Origin of the sequence: Hyphomonas atlantica corrig. (assembly GCF_017795365.1) — a bacterium.
GTDB classification, from domain to species: domain Bacteria; phylum Pseudomonadota; class Alphaproteobacteria; order Caulobacterales; family Hyphomonadaceae; genus Hyphomonas; species Hyphomonas atlantica.
Genome location: NZ_CP051254.1, coordinates 2,828,541 through 2,848,119, shown reverse-complemented (window position 1 = coordinate 2,848,119; position 19,579 = coordinate 2,828,541). Strand labels below are relative to the sequence as shown.

The following is a 19,579-nucleotide window of genomic DNA, read 5'->3' as shown; positions in this document are numbered from 1 at the left end:
TCATGTCAGAGGCGCCAAAGCCGGAATGGTGGTTCTACCATCTCTCCCGCACCACGCTGGAGCAGGCTGCGGCGCCGCTGATGCAGAAATGTCTGGATGTCGGCTGGCGTGTGCTGGCCGTCAGCCCGAGTGCGGATAGGTTGGCTGCGCTGGATTCCATCCTGTGGACCTTTGATGAGAAAACCTTTCTTCCGCATGGGCAGGCTGAAGCGCCGGGGCTGGATCCAGCACGCCAGCCAATCCTTCTGACCAGCAAGCCGAACAATCAGAACCGGGCCGAGGCCCTGTTCCTCATGGATGGGACCAAGGCACCGGTCGATGCGCCTTACACCCGTTGTATGGTCATGTTTGATGATGGCGACACCGATACGCGCAATCTGGCGCGCCAGCAGTTCAAGGCCGCCAAGGATGCGGGGCTGGTGACGCGCTATTTTCAGCAGACGCCGGGTGGCGGCTGGAAAGAGGCAGGGAAGTAGGCCTCACGCCTTCTTCACGAATTCCGATTTCAGGCCCATCTGGCCGATGCCGTCGATCCGGCAGTCAATGTCGTGATCGCCGTCGACGAGGCGGATGTTCTTGACCTTGGTGCCGCGTTTCACGACCGAGGAGGATCCCTTGATCTTCAGATCCTTGATTACAACGACGGTATCGCCATCGGCGAGCGGGTTGCCGTTCGAGTCGCGGATGATGCTTGCGTTGCCGTCGTCACTGGATGCGGCGCTCCATTCGTGGCCGCACTCCGGACAGATCAACAGCGCCCCGTCTTCATAGGTGTATTCGGAGTTGCAGTTCGGGCAGGGCGGCAGTGCACTCATGGGTGATTCCTGAATTTCGTTTCGGCGAGCCTGTTAGGCTCACGCAGGCGTCTGTACAAGAGCCGCCATCCAAGCTTGCCCCGCCGGGCCAGCGCCGCTATAGGCCGCGCGAGAACCCCTTTTCCCTTACAAGCAGGATGTCATCATGGCTGTTCAGCGTACTTTTTCCATCATCAAACCAGACGCGACCGAGCGTAACCTGACCGGCGCCGTCAATGCCGTTATCGAGCAGGCCGGCCTGCGCATCATCGGCCAACGCCGCATCCAGATGACCGAAGACCAGGCAAAGCGCTTCTACGCAGTTCACGCTGAGCGTCCTTTCTATGGCGAGCTGGTCGAGTTCATGACCTCCGGCCCGGTGGTTGTTCAAGTTCTTGAGGGCGAAAACGCTGTTGCAAAGTATCGCGAAGTGATGGGTGCAACGAACCCTGCTGAAGCCGCTGACGGCACGATCCGCAAGCTGTACGCAAAATCCATCGGCGAAAACTCCGTTCACGGTTCTGACTCTGAAGAGAATGCTGCGATCGAAATCGCGCAATTCTTCTCTGAAGCCGACATTGCTGGCTAAGGCCTCTGCCTTCGGGCAGCGAAGATTTAGAGAGGCCGTGCCGGAAGGTGCGGCCTTTTTCTTTGCCGCAGCACGAGCGGCCGGACTGGCGTTGCCATCCGGGTGAATTTGACTGCATTTTCCTGGGAAGGTCAGGTGTCCGGGAGGGGGAGCAGGGGAGAGTTACCGTATTCCCGGTGAAAGTCATTTTCTTGTGCGCCACGTTCGTGCGCGATGCCAAGAGATCCCAGCTTTCGCTGGCGAGTCGCATCGGGAATGAGGCCCCTGACTTCACCATAGGCCGCCTCACGAAAATGGCGCGAGGGTTCGAAATCGAACCCCGAACGAGGCGGCGTTCGGCCCGACAGATCATCCGACAGCAGATCGACCACGACGCGCCCATCCCGCGTCACGCCCCAGAGCATTTTTGAGCCTGGGCGGCCGTTCGCGCGAAACCAAGCCTTCAGGCGCAGTATGCGCCAGTAGATCAGAGGCCAGACTGGCCAAAGATAGAGAGGCAGGCCCGGCAGGGGCTGGAAGAGGGAGAAGGACGGCATCGTCCTTCCAGCCTATGGGAATGAGCTATCCGACGAATTCGGTTGGCATTGCCGCCGGGGCTGGGAGGGCGAATGGGGCTGGGCTAGTCCCGCGCCTTTATGGATTCGCAGGCCTTCGCGAGCGCTTCGGGATACAGTGCATGTTCAACCGGAAGGATGCGGTTTGCCAGTGCGTCAGCTGTGTCGCCCGGCAGGATGGGGACAGACGCTTGCTGGATGATCTCTCCATCATCGACGCCCGGGCTGACCCAATGGACGGTACAGCCAGCCTCGGCATCGCTCGCATCTATCGCGCGTTGATGCGTGTCGAGACCTTTATATTTCGGCAGGAGGGAGGGGTGGATATTGATCATCCGACCTTCCCACGTGTTTACGAACCAGGGTGTCAGGACGCGCATGAAGCCGGCCAGCGCGATGATTTCTACGCCGGCCGTTTCAAGGTGTTCATTCATAGCCCGCTCGAACGCTTCGCGGTCCTTGCCGAAGGTTTTGTGATCAATCGCGGCGGTTGGGATTCCCTCGTCGGCGGCTGTTTCCAGCCCCTTCGCATCCGGCCTGTTCGACAGGACCAGGACTGGTTTGGCCGGAAAAGACGGATCGCGCGCGGCTTCCAGCAGGGCTTTCATGTTAGAGCCCCGGCCGGAAATCAGGATCGCGAGCTTCAGGCGCGTCATGCGGGGACGAGATCCCCGAGGATAACCGGCTGTTCACCCACCACACGGAGCTGGTTCATGACGATCTCTGCCATGTCCGGGGCGACCGCGAAGATCATGCCGATGCCCATATTGAAGGTACGGTGCATCTCGTCCAGCTCTACGCCGCCAGCTTCCTGAAGCCATTGGAAGACCGGGCTCGGCGCCCAGGCCGACCGGTCAATGCGGGGGGCGAGATGGTCCGGGCACATGCGCGGGGTGTTCTCGGTAATGCCGCCACCGGTGATATGAGCGAGGCCTTTGATCAAGTCGCCTTTTATGAGGGGCAGGGCGGCTTGTGAGTAAAGCCGCGTCGGTGTGAGCAGGGCTTCGCCAAGCGTCCCGTCGGAGAACGGAGAGGGGGATTCGTAAGACAAGCTTTCCCGCTCGACGATGCGACGGATCAGGGAATAGCCATTGGAATGCGGGCCGGATGAGGCGATGCCGATCAGCACATCGCCCTCGGCCATGTCGCTCATGCGGGGAAGAACCTTTGCCCGGTCCACAGCGCCGACCACAAAGCCTGCAAGATCATAGTGACCGGGCGGGTACATGCCCGGCATTTCGGCGGTCTCCCCGCCCACCAGCGCGCAGCCAGACTGGCGGCAGCCTTCGGCAATGCCGGAAATGACGGCTTCGGCGATGCCGGCTTCGAGCTTTCCAGTTGCGAAATAGTCCAAGAAAAACAGGGGCTCCGCGCCCTGGGCGAGCACATCGTTGGCGCACATGGCGACGAGGTCTATGCCGACCGTGTTGTGAATGCCGGTCTCAAAAGCCAACATCAGCTTGGTGCCCACGCCATCGGTGCCGGAAACGAGGACCGGATCCTCATACCCAGACGCTTTCAGGTCAAACAGCGCGCCGAAGCCGCCGAGGCCGCCCATCACGCCCGCACGGGCTGTGGCTTTTGCCAGCGGGCCTATGGCCTCGACCAGCCTTTCTCCTGCCTCAATGTCGACACCGGCATCACGGTAGGAAAGGGGAGTTTTGGATGTATCGCTCATGATGACTCGCGCGTTAGCATGGGGAAAACGTCTCTGCCAGTGCCGCTTGCGGTTTCGGCTGTCGCATTGGCTTGCTACAACAGGTTCAAACGGAGGCCGTCGACCATGATTCGTATCCTTTTCGCGTCCCTTTTTGCTCTCGTCGCGATGGGAGCAAGCGCCTTTGCGGATACGCGGGACGTATACACCGTCTCGAATATCGAAGTGGATGAGACGGCGGGTTCGCTCATCGAAGCACGTGAACTGGCCATGGCGTCAGCGCGGGTTCAGGGCGCCCGCGTGCTGATTGACCGGATTACGCTGGCAGAGGATCGGCTGCAATCGGGCGGCCTTGTTGTGGATGCAGCGCTGGCAGATCGCCTGTCGGCTGCCGTGGATGTCCAGGAAGAGACTGCGGGTGCCGGGCGCTATAAAGGCACACTGGCCGTCGTCTACAATCCGCGCATGGTACGGGCTCATCTTGATGGCCTGTCAGTGCCATATGTCGACACACAGGCGCCGAAGGGATTGCTGGTGCCGCTTGCTGGATCTGCTGGGCTGGATGCAGCGTGGCGCGAAGCGCTCGGTACCGGGCGCGACGAAACACTCTCCCCCTTCGTGACGGCCAACAGCCCCGGTGACAGCGCATACAGCGACTGGCTTGAACTTTCTCCGGAAGCGGGCGCTCTTGGCGCGCGTCGGGGTATTCTGGCAGAATTATCGGGTGTGGATGGGGCCTGGCAGGTGACCGTGTCCACAGTCACTGCGGCGGGAACGGAACGTGTCGGCACGACGCCCTATGCGTCGTCGCTGGAGGTTGCGGTTGACCGCATGGTGGCGCTGCTGGACGAGAACTGGAAGGAAGTTTCGGTTATCCGCTCAGGAGAGCGCACCCCAGCAACCGCGAGCGTTCGCTACACGTCGCTGGCAGAATGGAACACGCTGCGTGGCGCTTTGGCGCGTTCGCCATTGATCTCGGAATTCCGGATTGAGGCCATCGCGCGCGATGGTGCACTGGTTGCGTTTTCCTATGCGGGGGATCCGCCACGATTGCAGAACGATCTGCTACAGCGTGGGGTGTCCCTGTCCGAGAATGAAATGGGCTGGATCGTCCGATCGGCTGTGTCTCCATCGGGGGAACCGTGAGCGCGGATAATACCAAGGGGCCGTCCCGGCCAAGCCAGCTCAGCCTAGGCTTTCCTGCAAAAGAACCCACGCTTGATGCGCTGCTCGTCACAGAGGCGAATGAAAGCGCAATGGCTGTCCTGCGCACGCCGCAAGCTTGGCCATTTCCGGTCATTTGCCTGTTGGGGCCGCCGCGCAGTGGCTTGTCCGTTCTGGCCAAAGCCTGGTGTCGTGAGTTCGATGGCAGCTTCTATGCAGCAAAAGAGTTCTCGCGTTTGAAAACACCCGGCCTGTCAGCGTTGGCAACGACAGCCGCGGTCGTCGATGACGCCGATCTCGTAAAGAAAAGCGAAAACCTGCTCACATTGATCGATTCAGCCGCAGCGGGGGGCGGGCGCGTGTTGCTCACCTCAAAGCGGCATCCAAGTCAGTGGCAGACATCTTCCGCTGATCTGAAATCGCGTTTCATGGCTCTGCCGGTCGTCGAAATTCGGGAGCCGGATGAGGAAATGCTGAAAGCGCGCCTTGAATCTACGGCGGCGCGTTTTTTCCTGAAGCTGGAACCTGATCTCATTAAATATGTAGTTCCGAGATTGGAGCTATCTTATACGGCTATCGAAATATTTATTGAGAAATTAAGTGATAAGGTGACCGAAACCGGCCGGGCACCCAGTGTGCCTCTGGCGCGGGATGTCGTGGAGGAACTCGGATGGGCCAATCCGGATTCCGCGGCATTTGAGGACGACTAAACACGCGGAGCAGGCACGATGGCCGATGGACAAACTGGAACAGTAGAACAGCTGATGGCCTCGCCAGACCGCTTCCTGAATCGGGAATTGTCGTGGCTCGAGTTCAATCAGCGTGTCCTCGAGGAATCTTCGAATATGGACCATCCGCTGTTGGAGCGGCTGCGTTTCCTGTCGATTTCCGCCAGCAATCTCGATGAGTTCGAAATGGTTCGCTATGCGGGCCTGCGCGAGCAGGTGCGAGCAGGCATCGTGAAATCCAGCCAGGACGGCCTGACCCCGGCGGAGCAAGTGGAGAAGATTGAGGCGGCGTCCCTGAACCTGATCGCCGAGCAGCAGGAACGCTGGCGCAGCCTGAAACAGGAGCTTCACGCCGAAGGCATAGACGTGTTGGGCGTGAAGGACCTCAACAAGCGTGATCGCGGTGAGCTGGACAAGTATTTTCGGTCAAACATTTTCCCGGTGCTTACGCCTCTGGCGGTGGACCCGGCGCACCCATTTCCATTCATTCCCAATTTGGGATTTTCGGTCGCGATCAATCTGATCTCAAAAGACAGTGGCGATGATCATGTCGGCATCATCCCATTGCCGGCATTCGTACGCCGCTTCATTCGTTTGCCAAACGGCACCAAGGGCAATCTCCGGTTCATTGCCCTTGAAGACGTCATAGGCATGTTCATCGATGATTTGTTTCCTGGCTTTGAGGAAAAGGATCGCTGTCTATTCCGGGTGATTCGCGATAGCGATATCGAGATTGAGGAAGAAGCAGAAGATCTGATCCGCGAGTTCGAAGTTCTGCTGAAGCAACGCCGCCGAGGCCGGATCGTCCGTATCCGGATGCAGTCAAGCGCGCCCGAAGATCTACGCAAATTGATCACGCATGAAATTGGCGCGGAAGAAGACGACATCGTTCTGTATGACGGCATATTGGGAATGGCCCAATTGTCGGAACTCATTGTAAAGGATCGTCCGGACCTACAATTCCCATCCTATGAAGCGCGCTATCCAGAGCGCATTCGCGAAATGGGTGGCGATTGCTTTGCGGCTATTCGGGCCAAGGATATCTTGGTGCACCACCCCTTCGAAACGTTCGATGTTGTCGTTGAGTTCGTGCGTCAGGCGGCAGCCGATCCGCAAGTCGTGGCGATCAAACAGACCTTGTACCGCACGACAGCGAACTCGCAGATCGTCGCGGCGCTGGTTGAAGCGGCAGAGGCCGGAAAGAATGTCACGGCGTTGGTTGAGATCAAGGCCCGCTTCGATGAAGAAGCCAATTTACGTCTGGCGCGCGATCTTGAGCGGGCCGGCGTTCAGGTCGTCTATGGGTTTATCGAATACAAGACCCACGCCAAAGTGTCTCTGGTCGTGCGCCGGGAAGGTGACGAGTTGCGCACCTATACGCATTTCGGTACCGGAAATTATCATCCGATCAATGCCCGTATCTATACGGACTTATCCTTGTTCACCGCGGATGCGTCACTTGGGCGAGATGCAAATCGTCTGTTCAATTTCGTCACAGCGTACCGTGAGCCACCCAAAGTCGGACCAGTGATGGAAAAGCTGTCCATGTCGCCATTGGACATGAAGCAACAATTAATTGACATGATCGAAGCCGAAGCCGATGCGGCGCGCAAGGGAGCCCCGTGTGGCATTTGGGCCAAGATGAACTCACTGGTCGATGGCGAGGTAATTGATGCGCTTTATGAGGCGAGCCAGGCAGGCGTGCCGATCATCCTGGTCGTGAGAGGGATTTGCTGTTTACGGCCAGGTGTGCCGGGACTGTCAGACAATATCTCGGTAAAGAGCATTGTCGGGCGTTTTCTTGAGCACTCGCGGATCGTCTGTTTCGCGAACGGCCAGACACTTCCGTCGCCGAAGGCAAAGGTGTTCATTTCATCTGCCGACTGGATGCCGCGGAACCTGAACCGTCGGGTCGAGGCACTCGTGCCGGTTGAAAATCCGACTGTGCATCGTCAGGTGTTGAATCAGATCATGGTGGCAAACCTGAACGATGAACAGCAGACATGGATCATGAGAGAAGATGGCTCGTATGAGCGGATGGACGTGGCTGAGACTGTAAAACCCTTCTCCGCACATACCTATTTCATGGATAATCCGAGCCTTTCAGGGCGTGGCAGTTCCTTGGAAGTCAGTCTTCCCCCACGGCTGAAACCGCGAGAGGGTGTCTCGGGGTGACGCTACCAAAAACAGAGCGCGCGGCCATCATCGACATCGGGTCCAACTCGGTTCGTCTGGTGATCTACAATGTGCTCGGTGCGTCGATCCTGCCGACCTTTAATGAAAAGGTCATGGCCGGATTGGGTGCGGGGCTTATGACGACCGGGCAGTTATCGCCTTCGGGCGTTGAGGCTGCGCTAAAGGCGCTCGGTCGGTATCGAGCGATCCTGAAGGCGTTGAATCTGAAGAGTTTTACGGCCGTTGCAACCGCGGCGGTCCGATCAGCGGACAATGGTGCCGAATTCATTAGCCAGGCATCAAATGCGCTGGGGCGGAAAATCCTGGTCCTCTCAGGCGAGGATGAGGCCCGGTTGTCGGCAGTGGGGGTCGAGGCAAGCTTTCATGAGCCACATGGGATGATCGGAGATCTTGGTGGCTCCAGTCTCGAGTTCAAGCAGATCGGACCGAAAGCAGGTGGCGGTGAAAGCCTGATGCTCGGACCGTTGTCGCTGGTGAATGGCGACATTGACCTCAAATCCCTACGCAAGACGATCCGGACAGAACTGAAGACATCTGCTGTCCTTGCCAAGGCTGAAGGGCGTTTTTATGCGGTGGGCGGAGCATGGCGGACGCTTGCCAAGTTGAACATGCATCTGGAGGGGTATTCGCTGCAGGTTTTGCAGGGTTATCAGATGACCAAGGCGCAGATTGACCGTGCAGCTAAGGTCTGTTTCGACAGCCTGACCAATTCAACAGCGCGCCTTACCCTCGAAGCCGTTGACAAGAAGCGAGCCCGCCATCTGCCAATTGCTGCCATTCTCGCGCAAGAAGTCCTGGAGATGAGCGAACTGGATGGTATGACAATATCATCCAGCGGTCTGCGCGAGGGTGTGCTGCGCAATGAGTTGGGGGCGTCAGACAATGATCCCTTGCTGGATGGTGCGATCGCCTTCGCACGACTCGATCGCAACCAGATTCTCTTCGGCGAAGCACTGCACGACTTCATTGCGCCGGCGCTTGCGCCTGAACCGGACCTGTTCGGTTCTCCGGCCGCCGACCAGCGGATTGAGCGGGCGGCCTGCATGATGTCTGACAGTGCAGGCAGGTTCCATCCGGACCACCGGGCCATAATGGCCTATGATCAGGCCTTGCGCGCGCCATACACGGCTGTGGCGCATCGCGAGCGGGCATTGATCGCATATGCCGTCGGGTGCCGCTACCAGAAAGACTTCAAGCGGCCGGACGAGTATACGACACTGACCACACCGGAGCAGGATGAGCGTGCCCGTCAAATCGGCAGTGCGATGCGGCTCGGTGCTGTATTCTCTGGCCGGTCAGGCCCGATCCTGAAGCGGGCACAGCTCGTTCGCACAGCAGAGACATTGCAATTGAGGGTGTCCAGATCGGATTCGGCTATGGTGTCGGATACGGTCGAGCGACGCCTCTCCCAGACTGCGAGCCAAGTGAGGCTGAAATCTGAAGTCGTGATCCGCTAATTGTCGCCGCTGTATCAGACGTCGAACAAGCGGACCTGACCTCCTTCGAATGACACGGCAAGTTTGCCGTTCAGCAATGCCTGAGCCTTGCGACCGAACATGTCGTAGCGCCACCCGGTCATGGCGGCGATCTCATCGCCGGTTTCGCCGCGTGCGATCCGGTCAATGTCGGCCGCATTCGCGATCAGGCGGGGGACCACGTCATTTTCTTCGCTGACATGCTTGAGTAGTACTTTCAGCAATTCCGGTGCGCCCGCTGGGATTTGCGCGTTTTGAACGCGCGGGCCGAGTTCCGGAGCATACTTCTCTGGATTATCAATCGCGTCCGCGACGGCTTCAGCGAGGCCCTGACCATACTTTGATCGGATAAAGCCGTTCGGCACGGCGCGCAGCTGACCGAAATCCTGCTCTGAGCGCGGTTTCTGGCTCGCAATCTCCTGGATTGCATCGTCTTTCAGAATGCGGCGACGTGGTTTGTCGAGCTCCTGGGCCAGCGTTTCGCGCCATGCGGCAACAGCAACCACAATGGCAGCATAGTCTTTCTTCGGCTTGCGCAGTTTAAGTCGCTGCCAGGCATTGGCGGGGTCCGTGTCATATTTCGCCGGGTCTTCCAAGTCGGCCATTTCCTCGCGGACCCAACAGAGACGGCCAAGGTTTTCCAACTCGTCCCGCATCTTGAGGTAGGCGTCTCTCAAATGCGTGACATCGCCGAGCGCGTAGACCAATTGTTTCTGGCTGAGCGGGCGGCGGGTCCAGTCGGTGAACTGGCTCGATTTGTCGATCTGGCGCTTCAGCACGCGCTGCACCAGATTGTCATAAGAGATCGAATCACCGAGGCCGAGAGCCATCGCTGCGACCTGCGTATCGAAGATCGGGCCGGGCGGATGTCCAATCAGGCGATTGAAGATTTCGAGGTCCTGACGGGCCGCGTGGAATACTTTCACGCGATTGTCTGCGGCGATCAGGTCGAGGAACGGGCCGATGTCCAGATCCTCTGCCAGCGGGTCGATCAGGCCTTCCACGCCGGGCGCAGAGGCCTGGACGAGGCAGAGCTCCGGCCAATAGGTCGTTTCCCGATGAAACTCGGTATCGACGCAGATAAAGTCGGATTCAGCGAGCTTTCCGCACAGGTCTTCCAGTGCCGACTGCTCAGTAATGGGAGTCAGGGTGTTGTCAGTCATCGCGCGCTTGCGTATCGCATCGCCTTGACAATTGCGAGAGGTTCCGTGCCTTTCGCGCTTTATTTCTGTTGGACCGTATTTCCGGAGAGAGTTTCCGATGCACGCCTATCGCACCCACACCTGCGGGGAACTTCGCAAATCCCATGTCGGTGAAACCGTAAAACTGTCAGGCTGGCTGCACCGCCGCCGCGATCATGGCGGGGTGATGTTCATCGACCTGCGGGATCATTACGGCCTGACCCAAGTCGTGTTCAATCCCGGCTCCCCCGGATTTGGCACGGTCGAGCGCCTTCGCGCAGAAAGCGTAATCACGCTGGAAGGCAAGGTCGTCGCGCGCGATGAGAGCCTCGTGAACCCGAACCTGGCCACAGGCGAGATCGAAGTCGTGGCTGGCGAAGTCAGCGTTCAGTCAGAGGCGGCTGAGCTGCCGCTGCCAGTGTTTGGCGAGCCGGAATATCCGGAAGATATTCGCCTGAAGCACCGTTATCTGGATCTTCGCCGGGAAACACTCCACAAGAATATGGTGCTGCGTAGCCAGGTGATCGCCAGCTTGCGCCGCCGTATGATCGAACAGGGCTTCACCGAGTACCAGACCCCGATTTTGACCGCCTCCAGCCCGGAAGGCGCTCGTGACTTCCTGGTGCCGAGCCGCCTGCATCCAGGTGAGTTCTACGCGCTGCCGCAAGCGCCACAGCAGTTCAAGCAGTTGCTGATGGTGTCCGGCTTTGACCGCTACTTCCAGATTGCGCCATGTTTCCGTGACGAGGATGCCCGCGCAGACCGGTCGCCGGGTGAGTTCTACCAGCTTGATATTGAAATGAGCTTCGTGACCCAGGAAGACGTGTTCAGCGCCATTGAACCTGTCATGGCGGGCGTGTTCAGCGAGTTTGCGGATTGGGAAGGCAAGGGCCGCACCGTGCCGGAAGGCGCGTTTCCGCGCATTCCATATGCCGAAGCAATGGCGAAGTATGGCTCCGACAAGCCGGATCTGCGCAACCCGATCGAACTGGCTGATGTATCCGAATTTTTCGAAGACGACAGCAAGACCGGATTTGGCATCTTCGCCAAGATCATCGCTGGCGGTGGCCGCGTTATTGCCATTCCGGCTCCGAAAGCAGCAGCCGAAAAGTCGCGTAAATTCTTCGATGAGCTCGACAAATGGGCGAAGAAGGAAATGCAGGCACCAGGCCTCGGTTATGCGCGCCTCAAGGAAGCTGATGGCGGCGGGGTCGATAGCCAGGATCCGGTCCTGAAGAATTTCGAACCTGCGCTTCTGGCAACTCTGCTTGAGAAGCTTGGTCTCTCTGCAGGCGACGGCATCTTCTTCTCAGCTGGGAAGAAGGGCGAGGCTTACAAGCTCGCCGGCGCCGCGCGCACGAAGGTTGGTGAGGAACTTGGCTTGATCGAAGAGGGGGTATTCCGCCTCTGCTGGATCGTTGACTTCCCGATGTACGAATATGACGAAGACAACAAGAAAGTCGATTTCAGCCACAACCCGTTCTCAATGCCTCAAGGTGGGATGGACGCCTTGTTGGAAGCCGATACGGAAGAAAAGCAGCTCGACCTGAAGGCTTATCAGTACGACATCGTGTGTAACGGCGTGGAGCTATCATCCGGTGCGATCCGGAACCATAGTCCGGAACTGATGCTGAAGGCATTTGAGCTGGCTGGGTATGGTCCGGATGTCGTCGAGGCAGAGTTTGGCGGCATGCTCAACGCGTTCCGTTATGGCGCGCCTCCACACGGTGGAATCGCACCGGGCGTGGACAGAATCGTGATGCTGCTCGCCGATGCCGAGAATATCCGCGACGTTACGCTGTTCCCGATGAACCAGCAGGCGCGCGACCTGATGATGCAGGCACCGAGCCCAGTTGACGACAAACAGCTCAAAGAACTGAACATCCGGCTGGCGCCGCAGGTCAAATCCTGACGCACTAAAGGATATTAGCGAAAGAAAAGGCGGAGGGCCCAGCTCTCCGCCTTTTTCGTTTTGGGCTATTCGAAAATTGGCTCAGTTGCTGGCAACTGTAGTCGTTACGTCGCAAAGCGGGAGGTTCAGGCTGTCCGGCAAGATCGTGCTCAAAGACGCGCAAGCCCCATCAAAATCTGCGAGTTCGCTACCCTCAAGTTCAGAAAGGTCAGCATCGATGAAGCGGACATCCCGGAAGGATGCGTTTGCGACCTGCGCCCTCCTTAAATTCGCGCCGGTCATGTTCGCGCCATTGAACACCGCTCCTGAAAGGATGGCTTCGTTCAGCCATCCGCCTGTCAGGTTCGCGCCAGAAAGGTCGGCCGCCTCCATGAACGAACCTGTCAGATCGGCCGAGGCAAAATTGGCGCCCACGAGCAGGGCGCCCTGCAAATTGCTGCCCTGTGCTTTTGTGCTGCGAAAATCTGCGCCGCTTGCCTGTATGCCCTGAAGGCGGGCGCCAGATAGCGTAGCGCCGGAAAAGCGGGCAGATGTCAGGATGGCGCCGCGCATATCGGCGCTATTGGCTTCTGCATTCTCAAAATTGGCTCCGCCAGCTTGGACACCCCGCATGAAGGCATAGTCCAGGCGGGCCTTGGAATAGTTGCCACCGGTCAGCGTCCAGCCAGTCAGATTCTTGCCAGACAGGTCACATTCACCGCATGCCCCCACATAGCCGGGAGACCAGGCCACGGGCTGGCTTTGTGCCATCGCGGGTAACGCGGCAAGAGAAAAGGCCGAAGCGCCAAGAATTGCGTAAGCCAAACGTGTCATAACTTATGGATAACGCCTGATTTTGTTGCTCCAAACTGAACAAACAGTAAGGACTCACCAAAACGTCACAAGTGTTGCAAATTCGCCATGCCTCGGAACGCTCCGATTGCATCGTCAAGCAACCTCTTTGGAGCTGGGCTTCGGCCTACTGGCAAGGCCTGATCAGGAGGGGACTTCAGTGAAGTCCTGCAATTCCTGTCCGCAAGTATCGCACTCTGCCTCACCATCTTCGCTGATCTGAAACAGCGTGAAGCTGCCGCAATTTGGGCAGGCTTCGCTGAGATAATCTGGGGCGTTGAGTGCTTCGGTTTCCGTGTCTTCTTCAGCTTGTTTTTCTTCGCGTTTCTTGTCGAAGATGACGATGTTGTCTGGCAACTGGCCTCTGGAAAATCCGCGGGAGATCAACTGAGCGGCTTCTTCCGTGAATTCTGCCGGTTCACGTGTGGCATCGCCAGCGCCGCGGCCAAGGCCGTCATGAGTCACATCCACTTCTGCGAGGTCGTCGCGGCCCAGATAGGACACGGCAAGCTCCCGGAATATGTAGTCGAGGATGGACGTCGCCTTTGTGATTCGGTCGTTGCCGGTCACGGCGCCAGCCGGCTCGAAGCGTGTGAAGACAAAGGCATCAACGAACTCTTCCAGCGGCACGCCATATTGGAGGCCAATGGACGTGGCGATGGCAAAATTGTTCATGAGACTGCGAAACGCTGCGCCTTCCTTGTGCATGTCGATGAAGATCTCACCCAGCGCGCCATCTTCGAATTCTCCTGTGTGGAGATAGACCTTGTGGCCGCCGACAGATGCTTTCTGGATATAACCTTTGCGACGATCTGGCAGGCGCGTTCGAGCGCTCTGCCCGTGGCCGTCTGAAACGCTGGTGTTTTCGTCAGCCGCAAAAGATGCGCCAGATTCTATGGCGAGCTCGTCTGCGAGTGCAAGAATCTGTTCCATGCGATCTGCGACATCGTCGTTGGCGGGGGCTCGTATTCCAACCAGCAAGGTGGATAGGCCAGCTGCGATGGCCGCGTCAGCCATGTCTAGTCCGTTGCGACCGGTGACGCGAATAGCCGTGTTGCCGCCAAGCGCTTCTGCACAGGCGGATGCGAAGGCCAGCTCTGCTTCTGCGCTGACATGTAGCTCAAGACCACATTGGCGAAACTCTGCCGCTGCGATGTCTTCTGCCGTTCCATCCACAGCCGCTTCGGCTTTCGCGATGTCCTTGCGCGAGAACCCCATCGCAGAAAGCAGGGCCAGACCATCGGAATCGAATTTCTCGGGAGCCAGTTTCAGATCATCGCTGATAATCTCATCTCCCAGCACCCAGCGAGAGAAAGCTGCGTTAAGGGGAAGACCATCGCTCATAGCGCGGGACACTCGGTCTAGCGCCGCATCGGAAAAGCCACGATCCTTAAGCCGATCGGCTCCCAACGCTGCTTCAAGATCTTCACCGCCACAATTGGCGACACGTTCAAGAATTGTCGGTAGGCTTTCCGGTGCGGTACGGGAAATAGCGAGACGGGCGCAGCGGGCAAGTGTTGGCCCTTCATCTGAATAGGTCAGCACGGTGCAAACAGGCGCAGCCCCTTCGCTTTCGCAGTCTGGCATCAGATCGGCGAAGTCAGATATGGGCAGTATGGCGACGTTGCATGATTTGCGCGATGATGCGCGACGCGCTTCCAGGCCCAGCACACCGGCATGCGCTGCTGAAAGTGATGCGCCCGTCGCAAAAGATTTCACTACGGCGCACAGGGCCGCCGCCACTGCTCGTCCTTCGTCGCTATCATATGGTAGCCCGAGCGAAAGTACCGCCGCGCCTAGGCCGTTAATCAGCAGAACACCGTCCCCCAGAGATCTGCCTGCAGCTTCCGCAACGGTGCAAAGCAGATCAGATTCGAGGCCGTCTGGGCTAATCGCCAGCGAGACATCGAGCAAACGAGAGGCTTGTCTGGCGGGGGCGACATCCTCTTGAGCCAGGAATATCTCCGCGCCTTCCTTCAGTGCGGCAAGAAGGAGAGGATCAAACTCGGAATTGGCGGAATTAGCACTGAAAACAGCGGTGGGGGGTGGCTGAACGTTGGCGGCTGCAATTCTCAGGGCGTCGGCTGTGCGCGAAAACCCGTCAGGCTGGCGTAGCGCTTCCTCGAGAATGTCTTGTGGGAGACCGGAGGCTATGGCTTCCGCAAGCTCTGCATTGCGTGGCGCATCGCCAAGCCGTTCCAGCATTTCGGCGGTTGCGATCTGCGATGCGCCCAGCAGTCCTGCCGAGGCGTAGGCCGAGGCGACATTTCGGAGAGATTCCTCTGTCATGGGACGACGATGGCGCCCGGCGGCCCGGAATGCGGCACCGAATTCGATCTCGGGTGAAAGCAGGCCATCAGCTTCGGCGGCTTCCAGAACGGACTCTATCTCGGCAGCTTTCATAATACCCTCCCGCGAATCATCAGCGAATCACTCAGGAAAGCGTGACGGTTCCGGAATGTGGTATCAAGCTTTCAAGCCGCAAAAGTGGTTGCGCTGATCATATTATTGTGCGGCGCATTGCCTGCGGCTGCCGTATGGATTACTTGCCCGGATAGCGCCATATTGCGGCCAACAAGACAGGTCAGGACATCCTCACGATGCTGAAACAGATTTTCACTTGGTGGAGCGGCAACACGCTCGGAGCGGCTTTCGATATCAAGCGGCGGTCGGGTTATGTTGGTACCGACGAGTATGGCAATCGCTATTTCGAGGAGCGCAAACCGTCTCTCGAAGGGCGCAAGCGCCGGTATGTTATGTACAAGGGACTGGCGGAGCCATCGAAAGTTCCCGCCGATTGGCATGGCTGGTTGCACCACACGATCGATGAGCCGCCAACCAAGTCTCCTTTGACCCGGCGTGACTGGGAGACCGATCACAAGCCGAACATGACTGGCACGCCATACGCGACCAAGCCAAAAGGAAGCCTTTCCACCGGCATGGCGCGACAGAAGGCGACAGGCGATTACGAGGCATGGACACCGGATGCGTGAATCACTCTTTGAAACCCTGATCGGCGCTGCAGTTGTTGGTGTAGCCGGTACGTTTCTCTGGTTTGCCCTTGATCGCGGCGGCGACGCTCAAGCGCAGGGCGATCAATATGAGGTGGCCGCGCGCTTCAACAATGTTTCGGGCATTTCGCGCGGCACCGACGTTCGCATTGCCGGCGTAAAAGCCGGTATCGTCAAAAGCGTCGAGGGCGACCCGGAACGTTTTGAGGCGGTTGTTCGCATGAGCCTTGACGAGAAATGGGCGTTGCCAGAGGACACGGACGCTCGTGTTTCCACGGACGGCTTGCTGGGCGGCGCCTATGTTGCGCTCGAGCCGGGCGGCAGTTTTGACAACATTCCGCAAGATGGCTCAGGCGAGATCAAATACACGCGTGGCAGCGTCGACTTGCTGACCTTGTTTGCATCTTTCGCTTCAGGAAGCGGTGATGGAGGCTCAGAAGAGTCTGAGCCATCAGCAGATGCTGACGATCCCTATCCTGCGGGAGATTTCGAATGATGCGGCACGTGCTGGCGGCCTCGGCGATCGCCGGATTGATACTTGGTGCGGCGCACGCGGCTACATTTGTCCAGAAGGATACGGCCACCCTGAGGGCGCTCGACAAGATTACCGGACGTTCGACAGACATTGACGTGAAAGTTGGCGAACCGGTCGTATTCGGATCTCTCAAGGTCGAGCTGCAGGTTTGCTATCAGACGCCGCCAGAAGAGGCGCCGGAGAGTGCTGCATTCCTGAAGATTGCGTCTACACAGCCTGTTGCGGTCGAAACCATGGAAGCTGCGGTTGACGCTGAAGATGTGGAGACAGTCAGCGAAGAGAACCCAGAGCTGTTCTCGGGCTGGATGTACGCGTCTTCTCCCGGCCTCAGCGCGTTGGAGCACCCGGTTTACGATGTTTGGGTGATCCGCTGTGCTGCACCTGAGCCGGTAAAGCTCGAGCCGCGCTCCGCTGAGGATGATGCAGACTTCGAATAGAATGTCGCGTCAATTGTCAGGGCTTCTCTCAGCAGTTTCTTGAAGTCCTGTCTCGGGATTTCGACCAATCCGAATTGTTCCAGGTGGGGATTGTGAAACTGCGCGTCGAGCAGCACAAAACCATCTTCAAGGAGGTGGGCGACGAGATGCACGAGTGCGATTTTCGACGCGTCAGTCGCGCGCGAGAACATGCTCTCACCGAAGAAAGCGCCGCCGAGCGCCACGCCGTAAAGCCCGCCTACTAGGTCCTCTCCATCCCAGCACTCAATGGAATGAGCGTGCCCTTCGTGATGGAGGGAGCTGTAGAGGTTCAGGATAGGAGAGTTGATCCAGGTGCTTTCCCGGCCCTTGGCGCTTTCCGCGCACATTTCTATAACGCGTGTAAAAGCTTGGTCGACTGTGACTTTGAAAGGCTGCTTCTTTACCGTTCTCAGCAACCGCTTTGGGATGTGGAATTCATCCAGGGGAATGATCCCACGCATGTCCGGATCAACAAGGAACAGATTCGGATCGTTGCGTGCATCGCCCATTGGGAAAATTCCCCGGCGATAGCAGGCTAGCAGGTCCGTGGTACTGAATCGTTGAGACATGTTCGCAATATGAGCCCGCACGAACAGCGATGTCTACCCACTGACGAGACTTCCGAAACGTCAAAAGAGAAAAATGCTAGTGTTCGTTACGTTTTCTGATTTTCCAGAAACTTCTCAAGCCAGTGGATGTTGTACTCACCTGCCAGAACATCGTCATTTTCGACCAGTTTCCGATGCAGATCCAACGTCGTGAACACGCCTCCGACAACCATTTCCTGAAGGGCGCGACGAAGACGCATGATGCACTCGCGGCGGGTCCGACCGTGGACGATTAGCTTGCCGATAAGCGAGTCGTAATGCGGCGGAATCCGGTAGCCGGAATAAGCTGCACTATCCAAACGAACATCTGGACCACCTGGGGCATGAAAGTCTGTGATCAGTCCGGGTGACGGGATGAAGGTTTCCGGATGTTCAGCATTGATGCGGCACTCGATGGCGTGCCCGACGAGCATCACGTCTTCCTGGCTGAAAGAAAGTTTCTTGCCTTCAGCAATTCGGATCTGTTCGCGCACCAAGTCGATTCCCGTGATCATCTCGGTGACCGGATGTTCGACCTGAAGCCGCGTATTCATTTCGATGAAATAGAATTTGCCATCTTCGTACAAGAACTCGATCGTCCCCGCGCCACGATAGCCCAGCTTTTCCATCGCCCGAGCGCAGATACCGCCAATTTCTTCACGCTGAGCCTGGTTCAGTTCCGGAGAAGGGGCTTCTTCAAAGACTTTCTGGTTGCGACGCTGCAGGGAGCAGTCGCGTTCCCATAGATGTGCGACATTCCCGTGTGTGTCAGCAATGATCTGCACTTCGATGTGGCGCGGCCCTTGAAGATACTTTTCCAGATACACTGCGTCGTCGCCAAAGGCCGCCTTCGCCTCTGTTTTCGCCGTACGGACAGCGTTTTCCAGATCTGCTTCGGTCTTCGCGAGCTTCATGCCGCGTCCGCCGCCACCAGCAGAAGCTTTGACGAGAACCGGGAAGCCGATCTTCTTGGCCGCCTTTTTGGCTTCGGCAATCGAAGAAACCGCGCCATCCGAGCCGGGCACGCATGGAACGCCAGCGTCAATCATCGCCTGTTTGGCGGCAATCTTGTCGCCCATGATACGAATGTGTTCGGCAGTCGGGCCGATGAAGGCGAGCCCATGTGCTTCGACCATTTCCGCGAATTGCGCGTTCTCAGACAGGAAGCCATAGCCCGGGTGAATCGCATCAGCGCCGGTAATCTCCGCCGCCGCCAAAATCTGAGATTTCTTCAAATAGCTTTCGGATGATGGGGCGGGACCGATACAAACACTTTCATCAGCGAGGCGAACAGCCATCGCGTCACTGTCTGCTTCGGAATGGACCACCACTGTGGACAGTCCCATTTCCTTGCAAGCGCGGTGAATCCGCAGCGCAATCTCACCGCGATTGGCGATGAGAACCTTATTGATAGCAGGTTGGTCGGCCATATTACTCAATCAGAATAAGAGCTTCGCCATATTCGACAGGCTGGGCATCGCTAACGTAAATTTCCTTCACAGTGCCAGCCTTGTCGGCTTCGACCGGGTTGAAGGTCTTCATCGCTTCGACGAGCAGCAGCGTGTCGCCCTTTTTGACTTTGTCGCCAACGGCGACGAACTGTTTCGCGCCAGGTTCTGGCGACAGGTATACCGTGCCGACCATTGGTGATTTGATTGCGTTGTCCGAAGCGGCAGGTGCAGCAGCTGGTGCATCGGCGGCTGCGGGAGCCGCCGCCGGTGCAGGTGCAGCAACCGGTGCAGGTGCGGCAACGGCGGCCTGAACTACCGGGGCTGCTGGCTTGCTGACACGAATGCGAAGGCCTTCGTGTTCGACTTCAACTTCGCCAAGGTCTGCTTCCCGCAAAATGGCCGCGAGTTCCCGGACGAGGCCGGTATCCAGCTTGTTCTTCGTAGTGCTCATGGGAT

At 58.0% G+C, this 19,579-nt stretch carries 20 protein-coding genes; 10 read left to right on the top strand and 10 right to left on the bottom strand.

Features of this window, described 5'->3' with window-relative positions; translation table 11 throughout:
- Window positions 1-2 precede the first annotated feature (2 nt).
- Window positions 3-476, top strand: coding sequence for a DNA polymerase III subunit chi (locus HF931_RS13760; RefSeq protein WP_273240527.1), 474 nt, complete (start codon window positions 3-5; stop codon window positions 474-476).
- A 3-nt stretch (window positions 477-479) separates the two neighbouring features.
- Here HF931_RS13760 and HF931_RS13755 read toward each other — a convergent pair whose 3' ends face one another.
- Complete coding sequence (locus HF931_RS13755) at window positions 480-815, bottom strand: zinc ribbon domain-containing protein YjdM (RefSeq protein WP_273240525.1); 336 nt, start codon at window positions 813-815, stop codon at window positions 480-482.
- A gap of 145 nt (window positions 816-960) precedes the next feature.
- On the opposite strand from HF931_RS13755, the gene ndk reads away from it, so the two are divergent.
- Window positions 961-1,383: a nucleoside-diphosphate kinase gene (gene ndk / locus HF931_RS13750; RefSeq protein ID WP_027836247.1), complete on the top strand. Its 423-nt coding sequence runs from the start codon at window positions 961-963 to the stop codon at window positions 1,381-1,383.
- A gap of 131 nt (window positions 1,384-1,514) precedes the next feature.
- Here ndk and HF931_RS13745 read toward each other — a convergent pair whose 3' ends face one another.
- The 3 genes from HF931_RS13745 to purM form a co-directional block, all read right to left on the bottom strand.
- The gene (locus HF931_RS13745; RefSeq protein ID WP_273240523.1) at window positions 1,515-1,919 is read right to left on the bottom strand and encodes a hypothetical protein; all 405 of its coding nucleotides are present in this window, start codon (window positions 1,917-1,919) and stop codon (window positions 1,515-1,517) included.
- An 83-nt stretch (window positions 1,920-2,002) separates the two neighbouring features.
- The gene (purN, locus tag HF931_RS13740) at window positions 2,003-2,593 is read right to left on the bottom strand and encodes a phosphoribosylglycinamide formyltransferase (RefSeq protein ID WP_273240521.1); all 591 of its coding nucleotides are present in this window, start codon (window positions 2,591-2,593) and stop codon (window positions 2,003-2,005) included.
- A complete protein-coding gene (purM, locus tag HF931_RS13735) occupies window positions 2,590-3,615 on the bottom strand; it encodes a phosphoribosylformylglycinamidine cyclo-ligase (RefSeq protein WP_273240519.1) in 1,026 nt (341 codons plus the stop codon). Before purM ends, purN begins: the two co-directional genes overlap by 4 nt.
- A 105-nt stretch (window positions 3,616-3,720) precedes the next feature.
- On the opposite strand from purM, the gene HF931_RS13730 reads away from it, so the two are divergent.
- The 4 genes from HF931_RS13730 to HF931_RS13715 are packed head-to-tail and all read left to right on the top strand — an operon-like array spanning window position 3,721 to window position 9,139.
- Window positions 3,721-4,740 (top strand): hypothetical protein, encoded by a 1,020-nt coding sequence (locus HF931_RS13730; protein ID WP_273240518.1) that lies wholly within the window; start codon window positions 3,721-3,723, stop codon window positions 4,738-4,740.
- Window positions 4,737-5,468: a P-loop NTPase family protein gene (locus HF931_RS13725; RefSeq protein ID WP_035552238.1), complete on the top strand. Its 732-nt coding sequence runs from the start codon at window positions 4,737-4,739 to the stop codon at window positions 5,466-5,468. Before HF931_RS13730 ends, HF931_RS13725 begins: the two co-directional genes overlap by 4 nt.
- 18 nt (window positions 5,469-5,486) lie before the next feature.
- The gene (locus tag HF931_RS13720) at window positions 5,487-7,661 is read left to right on the top strand and encodes an RNA degradosome polyphosphate kinase (RefSeq protein WP_273240516.1); all 2,175 of its coding nucleotides are present in this window, start codon (window positions 5,487-5,489) and stop codon (window positions 7,659-7,661) included.
- Window positions 7,658-9,139, top strand: a complete 1,482-nt coding sequence (locus HF931_RS13715; protein WP_051602699.1) for a Ppx/GppA family phosphatase — start codon at window positions 7,658-7,660, stop codon at window positions 9,137-9,139. Before HF931_RS13720 ends, HF931_RS13715 begins: the two co-directional genes overlap by 4 nt.
- 14 nt (window positions 9,140-9,153) lie before the next feature.
- Here HF931_RS13715 and rnd read toward each other — a convergent pair whose 3' ends face one another.
- Window positions 9,154-10,320, bottom strand: a complete 1,167-nt coding sequence (gene rnd / locus HF931_RS13710; RefSeq protein WP_035552232.1) for a ribonuclease D — start codon at window positions 10,318-10,320, stop codon at window positions 9,154-9,156.
- A 97-nt stretch (window positions 10,321-10,417) separates the two neighbouring features.
- Here rnd and aspS point away from each other — a divergent pair, with 97 nt between their 5' ends.
- Window positions 10,418-12,250: an aspartate--tRNA ligase gene (gene aspS / locus HF931_RS13705; protein ID WP_035552229.1), complete on the top strand. Its 1,833-nt coding sequence runs from the start codon at window positions 10,418-10,420 to the stop codon at window positions 12,248-12,250.
- Between the two features lie 81 nt (window positions 12,251-12,331).
- Here the strand turns inward: aspS and HF931_RS13700 are convergent, their stop codons facing one another.
- Both HF931_RS13700 and HF931_RS13695 read right to left on the bottom strand, forming a co-directional pair.
- Window positions 12,332-13,063 (bottom strand): pentapeptide repeat-containing protein, encoded by a 732-nt coding sequence (locus HF931_RS13700; RefSeq protein ID WP_051602698.1) that lies wholly within the window; start codon window positions 13,061-13,063, stop codon window positions 12,332-12,334.
- Between the two features lie 162 nt (window positions 13,064-13,225).
- Window positions 13,226-15,484 (bottom strand): TSCPD domain-containing protein, encoded by a 2,259-nt coding sequence (locus HF931_RS13695; protein ID WP_273240512.1) that lies wholly within the window; start codon window positions 15,482-15,484, stop codon window positions 13,226-13,228.
- 197 nt (window positions 15,485-15,681) lie between these two features.
- Between HF931_RS13695 and HF931_RS13690 the strand changes: the two genes are divergently transcribed.
- From HF931_RS13690 to HF931_RS13680, 3 genes are read left to right on the top strand one after another with little or no spacing between them, the layout of a single operon-like run.
- Window positions 15,682-16,074, top strand: coding sequence for an NADH:ubiquinone oxidoreductase subunit NDUFA12 (locus HF931_RS13690; protein ID WP_035552224.1), 393 nt, complete (start codon window positions 15,682-15,684; stop codon window positions 16,072-16,074).
- Entirely contained in the window at window positions 16,067-16,588 is a 522-nt protein-coding gene (mlaD, locus tag HF931_RS13685) for an outer membrane lipid asymmetry maintenance protein MlaD (RefSeq protein WP_273240510.1), read from the top strand. The genes HF931_RS13690 and mlaD overlap by 8 nt, the downstream gene beginning before the upstream one ends.
- Window positions 16,585-17,064 carry a DUF2155 domain-containing protein gene (locus HF931_RS13680; RefSeq protein ID WP_273240508.1) on the top strand — a complete coding sequence of 160 codons (480 nt, stop codon included), beginning with the start codon at window positions 16,585-16,587 and terminating at the stop codon, window positions 17,062-17,064. The genes mlaD and HF931_RS13680 overlap by 4 nt, the downstream gene beginning before the upstream one ends.
- Here the strand turns inward: HF931_RS13680 and aat are convergent.
- From aat to accB, 3 genes are all read right to left on the bottom strand, one after another.
- Complete coding sequence (aat, locus tag HF931_RS13675) at window positions 16,977-17,654, bottom strand: leucyl/phenylalanyl-tRNA--protein transferase (protein WP_273240506.1); 678 nt, start codon at window positions 17,652-17,654, stop codon at window positions 16,977-16,979. The two genes, HF931_RS13680 and aat, sit on opposite strands and share 88 nt — an antisense overlap.
- An 86-nt stretch (window positions 17,655-17,740) precedes the next feature.
- Entirely contained in the window at window positions 17,741-19,102 is a 1,362-nt protein-coding gene (gene accC / locus HF931_RS13670) for an acetyl-CoA carboxylase biotin carboxylase subunit (RefSeq protein WP_272982070.1), read from the bottom strand.
- A 1-nt stretch (window position 19,103) separates the two neighbouring features.
- Window positions 19,104-19,574 (bottom strand): acetyl-CoA carboxylase biotin carboxyl carrier protein, encoded by a 471-nt coding sequence (accB, locus tag HF931_RS13665; RefSeq protein ID WP_035552212.1) that lies wholly within the window; start codon window positions 19,572-19,574, stop codon window positions 19,104-19,106.
- Window positions 19,575-19,579: the final 5 nt, after the last annotated feature.